Annotated in this window: 14 protein-coding genes; 10 read left to right on the top strand and 4 right to left on the bottom strand. The window is 69.0% G+C overall.

All coding sequences use genetic code 11. From position 1 onward, the window contains the following. Window position 1 precedes the first annotated feature (1 nt). From uvrC to whiA, 4 genes are read left to right on the top strand one after another with little or no spacing between them, the layout of a single operon-like run. Window positions 2–2,047, top strand: a complete 2,046-nt coding sequence (uvrC, locus tag A5757_RS08125; protein WP_066831138.1) for an excinuclease ABC subunit UvrC — start codon at window positions 2–4, stop codon at window positions 2,045–2,047. Continuing rightward, the gene (gene rapZ, locus A5757_RS08120; protein WP_066831136.1) at window positions 2,040–2,948 is read left to right on the top strand and encodes an RNase adapter RapZ; all 909 of its coding nucleotides are present in this window, start codon (window positions 2,040–2,042) and stop codon (window positions 2,946–2,948) included. The genes uvrC and rapZ overlap by 8 nt, the downstream gene beginning before the upstream one ends. Beyond that, a complete protein-coding gene (gene yvcK / locus A5757_RS08115) occupies window positions 2,945–3,967 on the top strand; it encodes a uridine diphosphate-N-acetylglucosamine-binding protein YvcK (protein ID WP_066831133.1) in 1,023 nt (340 codons plus the stop codon). The genes rapZ and yvcK overlap by 4 nt, the downstream gene beginning before the upstream one ends. Continuing rightward, window positions 3,964–4,941 (top strand): DNA-binding protein WhiA, encoded by a 978-nt coding sequence (gene whiA / locus A5757_RS08110; RefSeq protein WP_082929378.1) that lies wholly within the window; start codon window positions 3,964–3,966, stop codon window positions 4,939–4,941. Before yvcK ends, whiA begins: the two co-directional genes overlap by 4 nt. A gap of 6 nt (window positions 4,942–4,947) precedes the next feature. Here the strand turns inward: whiA and A5757_RS08105 are convergent, their stop codons facing one another. Next, complete coding sequence (locus A5757_RS08105; protein ID WP_231983918.1) at window positions 4,948–5,667, bottom strand: class I SAM-dependent methyltransferase; 720 nt, start codon at window positions 5,665–5,667, stop codon at window positions 4,948–4,950. 23 nt (window positions 5,668–5,690) lie between these two features. On the opposite strand from A5757_RS08105, the gene A5757_RS08100 reads away from it, so the two are divergent. The 6 genes from A5757_RS08100 to ppc are packed head-to-tail and all read left to right on the top strand — an operon-like array spanning window position 5,691 to window position 12,560. Then, window positions 5,691–6,389, top strand: a complete 699-nt coding sequence (locus A5757_RS08100; RefSeq protein ID WP_066832260.1) for an ABC transporter substrate-binding protein — start codon at window positions 5,691–5,693, stop codon at window positions 6,387–6,389. A 46-nt stretch (window positions 6,390–6,435) separates the two neighbouring features. Next, window positions 6,436–7,455, top strand: a complete 1,020-nt coding sequence (gap, locus tag A5757_RS08095; RefSeq protein ID WP_066831128.1) for a type I glyceraldehyde-3-phosphate dehydrogenase — start codon at window positions 6,436–6,438, stop codon at window positions 7,453–7,455. 5 nt (window positions 7,456–7,460) lie between these two features. Further along, window positions 7,461–8,693 (top strand): phosphoglycerate kinase, encoded by a 1,233-nt coding sequence (gene pgk / locus A5757_RS08090; protein WP_066831126.1) that lies wholly within the window; start codon window positions 7,461–7,463, stop codon window positions 8,691–8,693. Continuing rightward, window positions 8,690–9,475 (top strand): triose-phosphate isomerase, encoded by a 786-nt coding sequence (gene tpiA / locus A5757_RS08085; RefSeq protein WP_066831124.1) that lies wholly within the window; start codon window positions 8,690–8,692, stop codon window positions 9,473–9,475. Before pgk ends, tpiA begins: the two co-directional genes overlap by 4 nt. A 31-nt stretch (window positions 9,476–9,506) precedes the next feature. Then, window positions 9,507–9,740: a preprotein translocase subunit SecG gene (secG, locus tag A5757_RS08080; RefSeq protein ID WP_066831121.1), complete on the top strand. Its 234-nt coding sequence runs from the start codon at window positions 9,507–9,509 to the stop codon at window positions 9,738–9,740. A gap of 48 nt (window positions 9,741–9,788) precedes the next feature. Further along, on the top strand, window positions 9,789–12,560 hold the full coding sequence (gene ppc / locus A5757_RS08075) for a phosphoenolpyruvate carboxylase (RefSeq protein WP_066831118.1): 2,772 nt from the start codon (window positions 9,789–9,791) through the stop codon (window positions 12,558–12,560). Here the strand turns inward: ppc and A5757_RS08070 are convergent. The 3 genes from A5757_RS08070 to pgl are packed head-to-tail and all read right to left on the bottom strand — an operon-like array spanning window position 12,557 to window position 15,150. Beyond that, on the bottom strand, window positions 12,557–12,928 hold the full coding sequence (locus tag A5757_RS08070) for an ATPase (RefSeq protein ID WP_066831115.1): 372 nt from the start codon (window positions 12,926–12,928) through the stop codon (window positions 12,557–12,559). The two genes, ppc and A5757_RS08070, sit on opposite strands and share 4 nt — an antisense overlap. A gap of 23 nt (window positions 12,929–12,951) precedes the next feature. Beyond that, a complete protein-coding gene (locus tag A5757_RS08065) occupies window positions 12,952–14,379 on the bottom strand; it encodes an HNH endonuclease signature motif containing protein (RefSeq protein ID WP_066831112.1) in 1,428 nt (475 codons plus the stop codon). 36 nt (window positions 14,380–14,415) lie between these two features. Then, a complete protein-coding gene (gene pgl / locus A5757_RS08060; protein ID WP_066831108.1) occupies window positions 14,416–15,150 on the bottom strand; it encodes a 6-phosphogluconolactonase in 735 nt (244 codons plus the stop codon). Window positions 15,151–15,180 lie beyond the last annotated feature (30 nt).

Genomic DNA, 15,180 nt, shown 5'->3' with positions numbered 1-15,180 from the left:
CGTGCCCGATCCCGCGACATACCGCCCCGCGCCCGGGTCCATACCGGTGCAGCCGGGGGTCTACCGGTTCCGCGATCCGCACGGCCGGGTCATCTACGTGGGCAAGGCCAAGAGCCTGCGCAGCAGACTGAACTCCTACTTCGCCGACATCTCCGGGCTGGCACCCCGCACCCGCCAGATGGTGATGACCGCGGGCAGCGTCGAGTGGACCGTCGTCAACACCGAGGTCGAGGCGCTGCAGCTCGAGTACAACTGGATCAAGGAATTCGATCCGCGCTTCAACATCCGCTACCGCGACGACAAGTCGTATCCGGTGCTGGCGGTCACCCTCAACGAGGAGTACCCGCGGCTGAAGGTGTACCGCGGCCCACGCAAGAAGGGTGTCCGCTACTTCGGCCCCTACTCACACGCCTGGGCGATCCGCGAGACCGTCGACCTGCTCACCCGGGTGTTTCCGGCCCGCACGTGCTCGAACGGAGTCTTCAAGCGGCACAGCCAGATCGAGCGGCCCTGCCTGCTCGGCTACATCGACAAGTGCTCGGCGCCGTGCGTCGGACGCGTCACCGCCGAGGAACACCGCAAGATCGTCTTGGATTTCTGCGACTTCCTCGCGGGTAAGACCGACCGCCTGGCCCGCGACCTGGAACAGCAGATGACCGAGGCGGCCGAACAGCTCGACTTCGAGCGGGCCGCGCGGCTGCGCGACGACATCGGCGCGCTCAAGCGTGCGCTGGAGAAGCAGGCCGTGGTGTTCGGCGACGGTACCGACGCCGACGTGGTGGCCTTCGCCGCCGACGATCTCGAGGCCGCCGTGCAGGTGTTCCACGTGCGCGGTGGCCGGGTGCGCGGCCAACGCGGCTGGATCGTCGAGAAGTCGGGAGAGCCCGGGGACTCCGGCGAGGGTCAGCTGGTCGAACAGTTCCTCACCCAGTTCTACGGTGAGCAGGCCGAGCTCGCGGGCGCCGGCGACGGCGGGGGCGCCGTCGACGGGGACGAGGCGACCAATCCGGTGCCGCGTCAGGTGCTGGTGCCGTGTCTACCCGACAACGCCGACGAGCTGACGACGTGGCTGAGCACGCTGCGCGGCTCCCGGGTGGCGCTGCGGGTGGCGCAGCGCGGCGACAAGAAGGCGCTGGCCGAGACCGTCAGACGCAACGCCCAGGACGCGCTGGCCCAGCACAAACTCAAGCGGGCCGGTGACTTCACCGCGAGAACCGCTGCGCTGCAGAGCATTCAGGACGCGCTCGGGTTGGCCGACGCGCCGCTGCGCATCGAGTGCGTCGACATCAGCCACGTCCAGGGCACCGACGTGGTCGCGTCGCTGGTGGTGTTCGAGGACGGGCTGCCCCGCAAATCCGACTACCGCCATTACGCAATCCGAGAGGCCGCCGGCGACGGCCGGTCCGACGACGTCGCCTCCATCGCCGAGGTGACCCGGCGCCGCTTCTACCGCCACCTGCACGACACCCAGCATCCGACGGAGCTGTCACCGGAGGGCCGGTCGCGCAAGTTCGCCTATCCGCCGAACCTGTTCGTCGTCGACGGCGGCGCACCGCAGGTGAACGCCGCGCAGGCGGTGCTCGACGACCTGGGCATCAGCGACGTGGCGGTGATCGGGCTGGCCAAACGCCTCGAGGAGGTGTGGGTGCCATCAGGGTCAGATCTGGGGCCGGATCCCGTAATTTTGCCGCGCAACAGCGAGGGTCTCTATCTGCTGCAGCGGGTCCGCGACGAGGCGCACCGGTTCGCGATCGCCTACCACCGCAGTAAGCGGTCCAAGCGGATGACGGCCTCGGCGCTGGATTCGGTGCGCGGGCTCGGGGAACACCGGCGCAAGGCCCTGGTCACCCATTTCGGTTCGGTGGCGCGTCTGAAGGAGGCCAGCGTCGAGGACATCACCGCGGTGCCGGGGATCGGGGTGGCCACGGCCCGGGCGGTGCTGGAGGCCCTGGGCGCCGAATCGGACGCGCCCAAGCCGGTTATCGGCGATGATTCAGTACAGGCCTCCGGGGTGGATATCGAAATGGCAGAGACGACGAATGAGTGAGCAGGTGCAGGCCGGCGACATCGATCACCAGGGGGAAGGGGGCATCGATGTCGTGCTGGTGACGGGACTGTCGGGGGCGGGTCGCGGTACCGCGGCGAAGGTCCTCGAGGATCTCGGCTGGTATGTCGCCGACAACCTGCCGCCCGAACTGATCGCCCGCATGGTGGAGCTCGGCCTGGCCGCCGGATCGCGGATCACCCAGCTCGCGGTCGTGATGGACGTCCGGTCCCGCGGGTTCACCGGCGACCTGGACTGGGTGCGCAGCGACCTCGCGCTGCGCGGCATCACCCCGCGCGTGCTGTTCCTCGAGGCCAGCGACGACATCCTGGTGCGCCGGTACGAACAGAACCGGCGCAGCCATCCGCTGCAGGGTGGTCAGACCCTCGCCGAGGGCATCGCGCGGGAGCGCGCGTTGCTGTCGCCGGTCCGGGCATCGGCCGATCTGGTGATCGACACGTCGTCGCTGTCGGTGCCCGCCCTGCGCGAGAGCATCGAGCGCGCGTTCGGCGAGGAGACCGTCGCGCACACCAACGTGACCGTGGAGTCCTTCGGCTACAAGTACGGACTGCCGATGGACGCCGACACCGTGATGGACGTCCGGTTCCTGCCGAATCCGCACTGGGTGGACGAGTTGCGCAGGCACACCGGTCAGCACCCCGGTGTCCGCGACTACGTGCTGGGACAGCCCGGCGCTGTGGAGTTCCTCGACACCTACCACCGGCTGCTCGACGTGGTCATCGACGGATACCGGCGGGAGGGCAAGCGCTACATGACCGTCGCGATCGGCTGCACCGGCGGTAAGCACCGCAGCGTCGCGATGGCCGAGGCTCTCGCCGGCCGACTGCAAGGCGGTGACGACCTCACGGTGCGGGTGCTGCACCGGGATCTGGGTCGCGAATGAGTGCCCGCATCGTCGCGCTCGGCGGTGGACACGGGCTCTACGCCACACTGTCCGCGGCCCGGCGCCTGAGCCCGCATGTGACGGCCGTCGTCACGGTCGCCGACGACGGAGGCTCCTCGGGCCGGTTGCGCTCCGAACTCGACGTGGTGCCGCCGGGTGATCTGCGGATGGCGTTGGCGGCGTTGGCATCCGACAGCCCGCACGGCCGGTTGTGGGCGACGATCATCCAGCACCGGTTCGGGGGCAGCGGGGCGCTGGCGGGGCATCCGATCGGCAACCTGATGCTGGCCGGACTGTCGGAGGTGCTGGCCGATCCGGTGGCCGCCCTCGACGAGTTGGGCCGCATGCTCGGGGTGAAGGGCCGGGTGCTGCCGATGTGCCCGATCGCGCTGCAGATCGAGGCCGACGTGGCCGGCCTGGAGGCGGATCCGCGGATGAGCCGGGTGATCCGCGGCCAGGTGGCGATCGCGACGACCGTCGGCAAGGTCCGGCGGGTGCGGCTGCTGCCCGGCGATCCGCCCGCCACCCGGCAGGCCGTCGACGCGATCATGGCGGCGGATCTGGTGGTGCTCGGGCCCGGGTCCTGGTTCACCAGCGTCATCCCGCACGTGCTGGTTCCGGAGTTGGCGGCGGCGCTGCGTTCCACGACGGCGCGGCGTGCGCTGGTGCTGAATCTGGCTGCGGAGCCGGGGGAGACCGCGGGGTTCTCCGCCGAGCGGCACATCCACGTGCTGGCGCAGCACGCCCCCGAGTTCACCATCGACGAGATCGTCGTCGACGCGGGCCACGTGCCCAGCGACCGGGAACGCGAGCAGCTGAGCCGGACGGCGACCATCCTGGGTGCCCGAGTCGAGTTCGCCGACGTGTCCCGACCTGGTACACCTTTACATGACCCGGCGAAGCTGGCCGCGACCTTGGAAGGGGTGCGGCTCCGCGGGCAGGCCGCAGACCCGGTCCAGGCGCCGGCAGCACCCGCACCGACACTGAACCAATCGAGAGGTGACGACCCGTGGCGATGACAGCCGAGGTGAAGGACGAGCTGAGCCGGTTGGTGGTCAACTCGGTCAGCGCCCGTCGCGCCGAGGTCGCCTCGCTGCTGCGGTTCGCGGGCGGTCTGCACATCGTGTCGGGCCGGGTGGTGGTCGAGGCGGAAGTCGACCTCGGCAACATCGCCCGCCGGCTGAAGAAGGACATCTACGACCTCTACGGTTACCAGGCGGTCGTACACATGTTGTCCGCCAGCGGTATTCGCAAGGGCACCCGATATGTGGTGCGGGTCGCCAAAGACGGAGAAGCCTTGGCGAGGCAAACGGGACTGCTCGACATGCGAGGCCGGCCGGTGCGCGGTCTGCCCGCCCAGGTGGTCGGCGGCAGCGTCGGCGACGCGGAGGCGGCCTGGCGCGGCGCGTTCCTCGCGCACGGCTCGCTGACCGAACCGGGCCGGTCGTCGGCGCTGGAGGTCAGCTGCCCCGGTCCGGAGGCCGCGCTGGCGCTCGTGGGCGCGGCGCGGCGGCTCGGGGTCAGCGCGAAGGCCCGCGAGGTGCGGGGCAGCGATCGCGTGGTGGTGCGCGACGGCGAGGCGATCGGCGCGCTGCTGACCCGGATGGGCGCTCAGGACACCCGGCTGACGTGGGAGGAGCGGCGGATGCGCCGCGAGGTCCGCGCGACGGCCAACCGGCTGGCCAACTTCGACGACGCGAATCTGCGCCGGTCGGCGCGGGCGGCCGTGGCGGCGGCGGCGCGGGTGGAGCGGGCGCTGGCGATCCTCGGCGACACCGTGCCCGATCATCTGGCCACGGCGGGCAAGCTGCGTGTGGAGCACCGCCAGGCGTCGCTGGAGGAGCTGGGTCGGCTCGCCGATCCGCCGATGACGAAAGACGCCGTGGCAGGGCGCATCCGGCGGCTGCTGTCGATGGCTGACCGCAAGGCCAAACAGGACGGCATCCCGGACACCGAATCGGCCGTCACGCCGGATCTCCTCGAGGACGCCTGAGTGCGTTCACCCTCTTGGATCGGGGACCGCGCGAATGGCGAGGAAACCGGTCGGTTCGCGTGACAGCCGCTCGTACGCCTCGCGGTCGATGTCTTCGGCCGCGGCGGTGGGGCGCGGTTCGGTGAGTCTTTCGATCAGAAAGCCGGCGGATCTGAGCTCTTCGCAGGTCTGCTCGAGTGGCGTCAGCCAGTAACGAACTCGCCAGCCGCGGCTCCACGTCTCCTCGATCACCCGTGCCGCGAAGTAATTGCCGCCGTGGCGGAGCCAGTCGCCGGTAGGGTGCATTCGCGACAGCACCAAGGCGCCATCAGGACGAATCACCCGGCGCAGTTCCCGAAGCGCCCGGACTCTGTCGTCGACGTACTCCAGGGCCAGAGCGAGCAGGGCGAGATCGACCGACTCGTCGGCGAGCCACGTCAGTGGATCGGCGAGATCGTGAGTGCGGAAGTGGCCCGATGGTGCTCGTAGCCGGGCCAATTCAGTCATCCGGGGACTCTGATCGAACCCGATCACGTGGGCGCCGGCGGCGCTGAGTTCCTCGGCGTAGAGCCCCGGCCCGCAGGCGGCGTCCAGAACCGTCCGCCCCGCGACATCGCCGAGCAGCGCGAGACACGCCGGTCTGTCGTAATGCGCGTTGTAGAGGCCGCCGCGGGCGTGGTCGAGGAAGTCGTCGGCGAAGGTGTCATATTGCGGATGGGGACCGACGGCATCGTGCATCGTTCCCATGTAACCCGGCTACCGTGGAACGCATGGGCACTCTCCGGGTCGGTGTCGTCGTGCCCGACCCTCCGTTCAGCAGCATGTCGGGTGACGGGGACGCGCCAGCCGGGCTCGACATCGACCTGATGACCGCGATCGCCGAGCGTCTCTCCGAGACGGTGGAGTTCGTCGCGTGCGAGGGCGACTTCGACGCGGTGCTCGCCCGGCTCGGCACGGTCTACGACTGCGTGGCCGCCGGCATCACCGTCACCCCCGAACGCGAGCAGATGGCGGCGTTCGTCCCGCCGTACCTGATCAGCGGACAGGCGCTGGCCGTCGACACCGCCCGGCAGCCCGAGGTCCGCTCCGTCGACGACCTCGAGGGGCTGACCGTCGGGGTGTGTCGCGGCAGCAGCGCCGGGATCGTCGCCGACCAGCTCGTCGCCGACGGCAAGGCGGGTGCCGTCCGGCGCTACGACCGTCCGGGCGAATGGGTCGGTGACTGTGACGCGTTCATCGCGCTGAGCCCCGTGCTGGCCGAAGTGGTCAAGCCGATGACCACCGTCGACGTCGTACAGCAGGGCCTGTCCACCGAGCACATCGCGATCGCCGTCGCCGTCGGCGACACCCAGCTGCTCAGCCGCATCACCGTCGCCCAGGCCGAACTCGAGGACGACGGCACGCTGCAGCAGATCCGCCGCCGGTGGCTGGGCAATCCCTACGCCGACCAGAGCCTGGCCACCCACTAGGCTGGACGGCGAGTAATACACCAGAGGCAGACAAGGGGACATCGACGTGACCATCCGCGTAGGCGTAAACGGTTTCGGCCGCATCGGACGCAACTTCTTCCGCGCCCTGGACGCGCAGAAGCGTGAGGGCAAGAACTCCGACATCGAGATCGTGGCCGTCAACGACCTCACCGACAACGAGACCCTCGCGCATCTGCTGAAATTCGACTCGATCCTCGGCCGGCTGCCGTACGACGTCAGCGTCGACGGCGAGGACATCAACGTCGGCGGTCACAAGCTCAAGGGCCTGTCGATCAAGGAAGGCCCGTCGGCGCTGCCGTGGGGTGACCTGGGCGTTGACGTCGTCGTCGAGTCGACCGGCATCTTCACCAAGCGCGACAAGGCTCAGGGCCACCTCGACGCGGGTGCCAAGAAGGTCATCATCAGCGCGCCGGCCAGCGACGAGGACATCACCATCGTGCTGGGCGTCAACGACGACAAGTACGACGGCAGCCAGAACATCATCTCCAACGCCTCGTGCACCACGAACTGCCTCGGCCCGCTGGCCAAGGTCCTCAACGACGAGTTCGGCATCGCCAAGGGCCTGATGACGACGATCCACGCCTACACCCAGGATCAGAACCTGCAGGACGGCCCGCACAAGGACCTGCGTCGCGCCCGCGCCGCCGCCATCAACATCGTCCCCACCTCGACCGGCGCCGCCAAGGCGATCGGCCTGGTGCTGCCCGAGCTCAAGGGCAAGCTCGACGGCTACGCGCTGCGCGTCCCGATCCCGACCGGTTCGGTCACCGACCTGACCGCCGAGCTGAACAAGTCGGCCACCGCCGACGAGATCAACGCCGCGTTCAAGTCCGCCGCCGAGGGACCGCTGAAAGGGATTCTTAAGTACTACGACGCCCCGATCGTCTCCAGCGACATCGTCACCGACCCGCACAGCTCGCTGTTCGACTCGGGTCTGACCAAGGTCATCGACAATCAGGCCAAGGTCGTCTCCTGGTACGACAACGAGTGGGGCTACTCCAACCGGCTCGTCGATCTGGTCGCCCTCGTCGGCAAGTCTCTCTAAGCGCGATGAGCGTCAAGACGCTTGAGGATCTCCTGAACGACGGCGTCGAGGGTCGGGGCGTCTTGGTGCGCTCCGACCTCAACGTGCCGCTCGACGACTCCGGTGCGATCACCGATCCTGGCCGGATCCACGCGTCGGTGCCCACGCTCAAAGCGCTGGCCGAGGCCGGCGCCAAGGTTGTGGTCACCGCGCATCTGGGCCGGCCCAAGGGCGGGGTGGATCCGAAGTTCTCCCTCAAGCCGGTCGCGAAGGCGCTCGGCGACGAGTTGGGCCGGCACGTGCAGCTCGCCGGCGACGTCGTCGGCACCGACGCGCTGGCCCGTGCCGAGGGGCTCACCGACGGTGACATCCTGCTGCTGGAGAACATCCGCTTCGACGAGCGTGAGACCAGCAAGGACGACGCCGAACGGATGAAGCTGGCCAAGGCGCTGGTCGAGTTGGTCGACTCCCCAGGTGGGCCGACGGCGGCGTTCGTGTCCGACGGTTTCGGTGTGGTGCACCGCAAGCAGGCCTCGGTCTACGACGTCGCGACGCTGCTGCCGCACTACGCCGGCACGCTCGTCGCCGCCGAGGTCAAGGTGCTCGAGCAGCTGACCAGCTCCACCGACCGCCCGTACGCGGTGGTGCTCGGCGGGTCGAAGGTCTCCGACAAGCTGGCGGTCATCGAGAACCTCGCCACCAAGGCCGACAGCATCCTCATCGGCGGCGGCATGTGCTTCACCTTCCTTGCCGCACAGGGGGTTTCGGTGGGCAAGTCGTTGCTGCAGGAGGAGATGCTCGACACCTGTCGCGACCTGCTCGACAAGTACGGCGACGTGATCCACCTGCCCGTCGACATCGTCGCCGCGACCGAGTTCTCCGCCGACTCCGACTCGGAAACCGTTGCCGCCGATCAGATCCCGGACGGCAAGATGGGTCTGGACATCGGGCCGGAGTCGGTGAAGCGGTTCACCGCACTGCTGTCCAACGCCAGGACGATCTTCTGGAACGGTCCGATGGGCGTATTCGAGTTTCCGGCGTTCGCCGCGGGCACCAAGGGTGTGGCCGAGGCGATCATCGGCGCGACGGGTAAGGGTGCGTTCAGCGTGGTCGGTGGCGGCGACAGCGCCGCGGCCGTGCGTCAGCTCGGTCTGCCGGAGGACGGGTTCTCCCATATCTCCACCGGCGGCGGCGCATCCCTGGAGTATCTGGAAGGCAAGAAATTGCCGGGCATCGAGGTTCTGGAGGGTCAGCAGTGAGCCGTAAGCCGCTTATCGCGGGCAACTGGAAGATGAACCTCAACCATTTCGAGGCCATCGCCCTGGTGCAGAAGATCGCCTTCTCGCTGCCCGAGAAGTACTTCGACAAGGTCGACGTCACGGTGATCCCGCCGTTCACGGATCTGCGAAGCGTGCAGACCCTGGTCGACGGCGACCGACTGAAGCTGACCTACGGTGCGCAGGACATCAGCCAGCACGATTCCGGCGCCTACACCGGCGAGGTCAGCGGCGCGTTCCTGGCCAAGCTGGGCTGCTCCTTCGCCGTGGTCGGACATTCCGAGCGTCGGACCTACCACCACGAGGACGACGCGCTCGTCGCCGCCAAGGCCGCAGCGGCGCTGCGGCACGGCATCACCCCGATCGTCTGCATGGGCGAGCACCTCGAGGTGCGCGAGGCCGGCAACCACGTCGAACACTGTGTGGAACAGCTGCGCGGATCGCTGGCCGGCCTGACAGCCGAGCAGATCGGTCAGACCGTCGTCGCGTACGAACCGGTCTGGGCGATCGGCACCGGCCGCGTGGCCAGTGCGGGCGACGCGCAGGAGGTCTGCAAGGCGCTGCGGGCGCTGCTGGGTGAGCTGGCGTCGCCGCAGATCGCGGCGGGGGTGCGGGTGCTCTACGGCGGTTCGGTCAACGCCAAGAACGTCGGCGAGATCGTCGCGCAGGAGGATGTCGACGGCGCGTTGGTCGGCGGTGCCTCGCTGGACGGGGAGCAGTTCGCCACCCTGTCGGCGATCGCAGCCGGCGGGCCCCTGCCCTGAGCGGTCGTCGCAGGCCTGTAGGCTGTCCGCCATGATGCTCGCGCTGCAGATCACGTTGATCATCACCAGTTTCCTGGTGGTGCTCCTGGTGCTGCTGCATCGCGCCAAGGGCGGTGGCCTGTCCACGCTGTTCGGTGGCGGTGTGCAGTCCAGCCTGTCCGGCTCCACGGTCGTCGAGAAGAACCTCGACCGGTTGACGCTGTTCGTGACCGGTATCTGGATCGTCGCGATCGTCGGTGTGGCGCTGGAGATCAAGTTCAGCTGACGCGCCTCCCGTCCTGCGTCGCCAGGGGCATGCGTCGATACTGGAACGATGTCTGATCTCCCCGACGCGTTGGAGCCCATCGGCTCGGTGACCCGCACCAAGGTCGGCCGCGAGGCCACCGAACCGATGCGCGAGGACATCCGGCTGCTGGGCACCATTCTCGGCGACACGGTCCGCGAACAGAACGGCGATGAGGTCTTCGACCTCGTCGAACGCGCCCGGGTGGAGTCCTTCCGGGTGCGCCGCTCCGAGATCGACCGCGCGGAACTGTCCCAGCTGTTCGACGGCATCGAGGCCCGCGCGGCGATCCCCGTGATCCGTGCCTTCACCCACTTCGCGCTGCTGGCGAATGTCGCCGAGGACATCCACCGCGAACGCAGGCGCGCGATCCACGTCGCGGCGGGCGACCCGCCGCAGGACAGCACCCTCGCCGCGACGTACGCCAAGCTCGACTCAGCCGACCTGAGCGCAGCCGAGGTCGCCGAAGCGCTGGCCGGGGCACTGGTGTCGCCGGTGATCACCGCTCATCCGACCGAGACGCGTCGGCGCACCGTCTTCGACACCCAACACCGGATCACCGAGTTGATGCGGCTGCGGGCACTCGGTGAGGACGTCGACCTGGAGCTGCGCCGGCACATCCTGACGCTGTGGCAGACGGCGCTGGTCCGGTTGTCGCGTCTGAAGATCCAGGACGAGATCGAGACCGGGCTGCGCTACTATCCCGCGGCCCTGTTCGAGGTGATCCCGCGCGTCAACGGTGAGGTGCGCGCCGCGTTGCAGGCCCGCTGGCCCGGCGCCGAACTGCTCAGCGAACCCCTCCTGCGGCCAGGGTCGTGGATCGGCGGCGACCGCGACGGCAACCCCAACGTCACTGCCGACGTGGTGCGGCAGGCCACCTCACGGGCGGCCTACACCGCCTTCGCGCACTACTTCACCGAACTGACGGCGCTGCAGCAGGAGCTGTCGATGTCGGCGCGGCTGGTGACCATCACCGATGAGCTCTCCGCACTGGCCGACGCCTGCGAGGAGGCCGCCCGCGCGGACGAACCGTATCGGCGGGCGCTGCGGGTGATCCACGGCCGGCTGACCGCCACCGCCACCGCGATCCTCGACCGGCAGCCCGAACACGAACTCGACCTCGGCCTGACCCGCTACGACAGCCCCGGCGAACTGCTGGCCGACCTCGACGTCGTCGACGCCTCGCTGCGCGCCCACGGCAGCTCGGTGCTCGCCGACGACCGGTTGCTGCGGTTGCGGGAAGCCGTGCGCGTCTTCGGTTTTCACCTGTCGGGGCTGGACATGCGCCAGAACTCCGACGTGCACGAGGAGGTGGTGGCCGAGCTGCTGGCCTGGGCGGGAGTGCACGACGACTACGCCTCGCTGTCCGAGCCGGAGCGGGTGGACCTGCTGGCCGCCGAACTGGCCACCCGCAGGCCGCTGACCCGCGAGGGTGCGGAACTGTCCGAGTTGGCGCGCAAGGAACTGGACATCGTGCGGGCCGGCGCCCGCGCGGTGCGGGTGTTCGGGCCCCAGGCGGTGCCCAACTACATCATCTCGATGTGCGAGTCCGTATCGGACATGCTCGAGGCCGCGATCCTGCTCAAAGAGGCCGGGCTGCTGGACGTCTCGGGGGACGAGCCGTACGCCCCGGTGGGGGTGGTCCCGCTCTTCGAGACCATCGACGACCTGCAACGCGGATCGTCGATCCTGGAGGCGGCGCTGGATCTCCCGCTGTACCGGGCCATGGTGACCGCGCGCGGGGACAGCCAGGAGGTGATGCTCGGGTACTCCGACTCCAACAAGGACGGCGGATACCTCGCGGCGAACTGGGCGCTGTACCGGGCCGAACTCGACCTCGTGGAATCGGCCCGTAAGACCGGAATCCGGTTGCGGCTCTTCCACGGTCGCGGTGGGACGGTCGGCCGTGGCGGTGGGCCGAGCTATGAGGCGATCCTCGCGCAACCGCCCGGTGCGGTGAACGGTTCGCTGCGCCTCACCGAACAGGGCGAGGTGATCGCCGCCAAGTATGCCGAACCCCGGATCGCGCACCGCAACCTCGAGACGCTGGTGGCGGCGACGCTGGAATCGACGCTGCTCGACATCGAGGGCCTGGGGGATCTCGCCTCGAGTGCCTACGAGGTGCTCGACGATCTGGCCGCCCGCGCGCAGCGGGCCTATGCCGAACTCGTCCACGAGACACCGGGTTTCGTGGACTACTTCAAGGCTTCGACGCCGGTCAGCGAGATCGGGGCGCTCAACATCGGCAGCAGGCCGGCGTCGCGGAAGCCGACGACGTCGATCTCCGATCTGCGGGCGATCCCGTGGGTGCTGGCGTGGAGTCAGTCGCGGGTGATGCTGCCCGGTTGGTACGGCACGGGCAGCGCGTTCGAGCAGTACATCGCAGAGGACGAGAGCCGACTGGAGACGCTTCAGGATCTCTACCGGCGCTGGCCGTTCTTCCGGACCGTGCTGTCGAACATGGCGCAGGTGATGGCGAAGTCGGATCTCGGTCTGGCCGCCCGGTATTCGGAGCTGGTGGAGGACGAGGCGTTGCGCAGCAGGGTGTTCGACAAAATCGCCGACGAACACGCCCGCACACTGCGGATGCACAGCCTGATCACCGGTCAGGACGATCTGCTCGCCGACAACCCGGCGTTGGCGCGGTCGGTGTTCAACCGGTTCCCATACCTGGAGCCGCTCAATCACCTGCAGGTGGAGTTGTTGCGGCGCTACCGGTCTGGCGACGAGGACGAGCTGGTGCAGCGGGGGATCCTGCTGACGATGAGCGGGTTGGCCACCGCGCTGCGCAACAGCGGTTAGAGCCCGATCGTCCGGCGCATCGCGTTCACGCCGCTGCGCACCACGTTCTCGGTGGCGACCAGCGGGCCGAGCACCGCCTCACCCATGCCGACGAGGTTCTCGACCCGTGTCACGATGCCCTCCATCCGGTCCACGACGGCGATGAGTCGAGGTGCGAGCGCGTCGATCTGGTTGATGGTGGCGTTGAACCGTTCCATGGTCGCGTCGATTTTGGCGGTCGAACTGTTGAGGTCCTCGAGCGTCTCGCTGAGACCCTCCAGGATGGTGTCGACCTGCTCGACGGTGACATCGGCGTTCAGCGCCGCCTGCGCGAGCTTCCTGATGCGTTCAGGTCCGGTCCGGACAGGTCTGCCCCCTTTGTCTGCCACCCGGCCAGTATGACGTGCCCCGCTCAGAATGGTGGGGGATCGTCGCCGTAGTCGGGCCGGTGGTCGGCCTTCTCGCGGTGTCGGGAGTGGTGGTGACGGCGTTCGGCCAGAATCCGCGCGGCCCGATCCTGCGCGCGAGTGCGTCGGCGTCTGGGCATCATCGCGGTACGCCCACCGGGCCGGGGCTCGGCCGCGGACGCATCACCCACGATCGGTGCGGTGGGCCGGCACAGCGCGGGGAACAGCAGCGCTGAACCCGGGGTGGTGACGTACACCTGGCCGATGGGCGACTTCCAGATCACCGTGCCGTCGGTCAGCTGCCGGTCCTGCCAGCCCCAGAAGGTTTTGAGCAGATGATGAAGGCGGCAAAGACATTTCAGATTCGACGCCTGCGTGGGTCCGCCGTCGGCGTACGGCAGTGTGTGATCGATATCCGAGGTGGTGGCGGGACGATCGCAACCCGGGAAGCGGCATGTCATGTCTCGGCACCGGACGAATTCGGCGAGGGCTTGCGACGGTGCGTACTGCGGTTCGGGCGCCTCGTCGACCGGTGAGATGACCGGGCGGGTCTTGGCCGACGGCGCAAGCTCCTCGATGACCTCCGGCGGAAGCATCCCGTCGTCGCCGATCTCCGCGCCACCCGAATCGCCGGTGCCGTCGGTCACGACGTGGATGACGACCGACCCCGCCGGCGGGTTCGCGGCGGCGGTGCACTCGAGCCGCCCGCACCGGCATCTGATGCGGTCCCCGCCGGCGGTGAGGACGTCGACCGCGTCGGCCATTCGTTGTTCGCGCGTGCGGGGATCGTGCTCGCACACCGTGGCCGCCAGCGCGGCGAGTCGGCGGCCGAAGGCGTGTGCGTGCGGCGTCAGGACCGTTGCACTGATCTCCGACAGCCCGTCGAAGCGGTCGCTGATCCACACCTCGCGCGTATCGGTGGACTTCTCGCGCGACTTCCGCACCGCGTCGCTGTCATGCCGCCGCACGATTTTATCTAGGCGCTGCGCGAGGCGGGACCGCGTCATCGACGGCCAGCCCGGAACCGTCACGGCCAGTTCGGCGTCGACCGCGGCCAGCACATCGGCGTCGATGATGAGGTCGGTGCGGTAGACGATTGTCCTGAAGAGCGCGAAATGGATGGCGCCCGAGATGAACACGTCGGCGACCTTCGGGATGCGCTGCATGGACTGCGCGTACCGCAGTGCGCTGGCCGCGAGACCCTGGCTGATGCGCAGTTCGGCGGCGATCTCCGCGGTGACGGCCGCCTCGGCGTCGACGATCCAGTCCGCGCGGTCGCCGCATTCACGGAGCCGGATCGACCAGAGCTCGCCCACCGCCACCAGCCTCGCGGCAGCAGCCCGGTTCTCGGCGCGGCTGGCCGCCGACACCGCGGACAACGCCGCCCGCGATGCCGGGGTGTCCTCCGCGACGAAGAACAGGTCATCGAACATGTGTTCTATTGTGCCACGGCACACCGACAAGATGGCTCAGAGCTGAGAAGCGGCACCCTCATCGAGAAACCACACCGTCGCCTCACGGCCGACCGCCCCGGCGGCGGGCCAGTCGTCGGCCGCGGCGCCACCCACCGCGGCCGCCACCGCCTCGGCTTTGCCCTCGCCGGAGACGATCAGCCATACCTCGCGGGACCGGGTCACCGCGGGCAGCGTCAGCGTGATGCGCCGCGGCGGGGGCTTGGGGGAGTCCGGGACCCCGACGACCATCCGGCTCGTCTCCTGAACCGCGGGGGTGTGCGGGAACAACGAGTTGACATGCCCTTCGGGCCCCATGCCCAACAGGTGCACATCGAACACCGGCGTGGCCTCCCCGCCGCCCAGCTTCGCCAGTTCCTGTTCGTAGCCCTCGGCGGCCGCCTCCAGGTCGTCGCCGAACGCACCGTCGGTGGCGGCCATCGCATGCACGTTCGCCGCCGGGACGCCCACCGGGTCGAACAGCGCCTCGCGGGCCTGCTTGTCGTTGCGCTCGTCGTCGTCGGCGGGCACGAACCGTTCGTCGCCGAAGTAGAGGTGCACCTTGTCCCAGTCGATGCGGTCGCTCTGCCCGGCGAGCCGCGCCAGCACCTTGATGCCGGTTCCGCCACCGGTCAGTACGATGTCGGCGCGACCCCGCTGATCGACGGCGCCGACGATCTCGTCGGCCAACCGGTCACCGACCGCGGCCACCAGCGCGTCACTGTCGGGATACCTGCGCACCGCAATGCTCATGTTCTTCCCCCGGTCGCTTCGCTCCTGCCC

It is taken from the genome of Mycobacterium sp. 852013-51886_SCH5428379 (genome assembly GCF_001665575.1).
Lineage (GTDB): Bacteria > Actinomycetota > Actinomycetes > Mycobacteriales > Mycobacteriaceae > Mycobacterium.
The sequence above is the reverse complement of the archived record's forward strand: the minus strand, read 5'-3'. Positions and strand labels throughout refer to the sequence as shown.

Bases quoted from the DNA above. Each gene is read 5' to 3' on its own strand.
- pgl (WP_066831108.1), bottom strand. From the start codon at position 15,150: ATGAGCATTGCGGTGCGCAGGTATCCCGACAGTGACGCGCTGGTGGCC.
- A5757_RS08105 (WP_231983918.1), bottom strand. From the start codon at position 5,667: ATGGGAACGATGCACGATGCCGTCGGTCCCCATCCGCAATATGACACC.
- whiA (WP_082929378.1), top strand. From the start codon at position 3,964: ATGACAGCCGAGGTGAAGGACGAGCTGAGCCGGTTGGTGGTCAACTCG.
- pgk (WP_066831126.1), top strand. From the start codon at position 7,461: ATGAGCGTCAAGACGCTTGAGGATCTCCTGAACGACGGCGTCGAGGGT.
- ppc (WP_066831118.1), top strand. From the start codon at position 9,789: ATGTCTGATCTCCCCGACGCGTTGGAGCCCATCGGCTCGGTGACCCGC.
- A5757_RS08100 (WP_066832260.1), top strand. From the start codon at position 5,691: ATGGGCACTCTCCGGGTCGGTGTCGTCGTGCCCGACCCTCCGTTCAGC.
- A5757_RS08065 (WP_066831112.1), bottom strand. From the start codon at position 14,379: ATGTTCGATGACCTGTTCTTCGTCGCGGAGGACACCCCGGCATCGCGG.
- rapZ (WP_066831136.1), top strand. From the start codon at position 2,040: ATGAGTGAGCAGGTGCAGGCCGGCGACATCGATCACCAGGGGGAAGGG.
- yvcK (WP_066831133.1), top strand. From the start codon at position 2,945: ATGAGTGCCCGCATCGTCGCGCTCGGCGGTGGACACGGGCTCTACGCC.
- secG (WP_066831121.1), top strand. From the start codon at position 9,507: ATGATGCTCGCGCTGCAGATCACGTTGATCATCACCAGTTTCCTGGTG.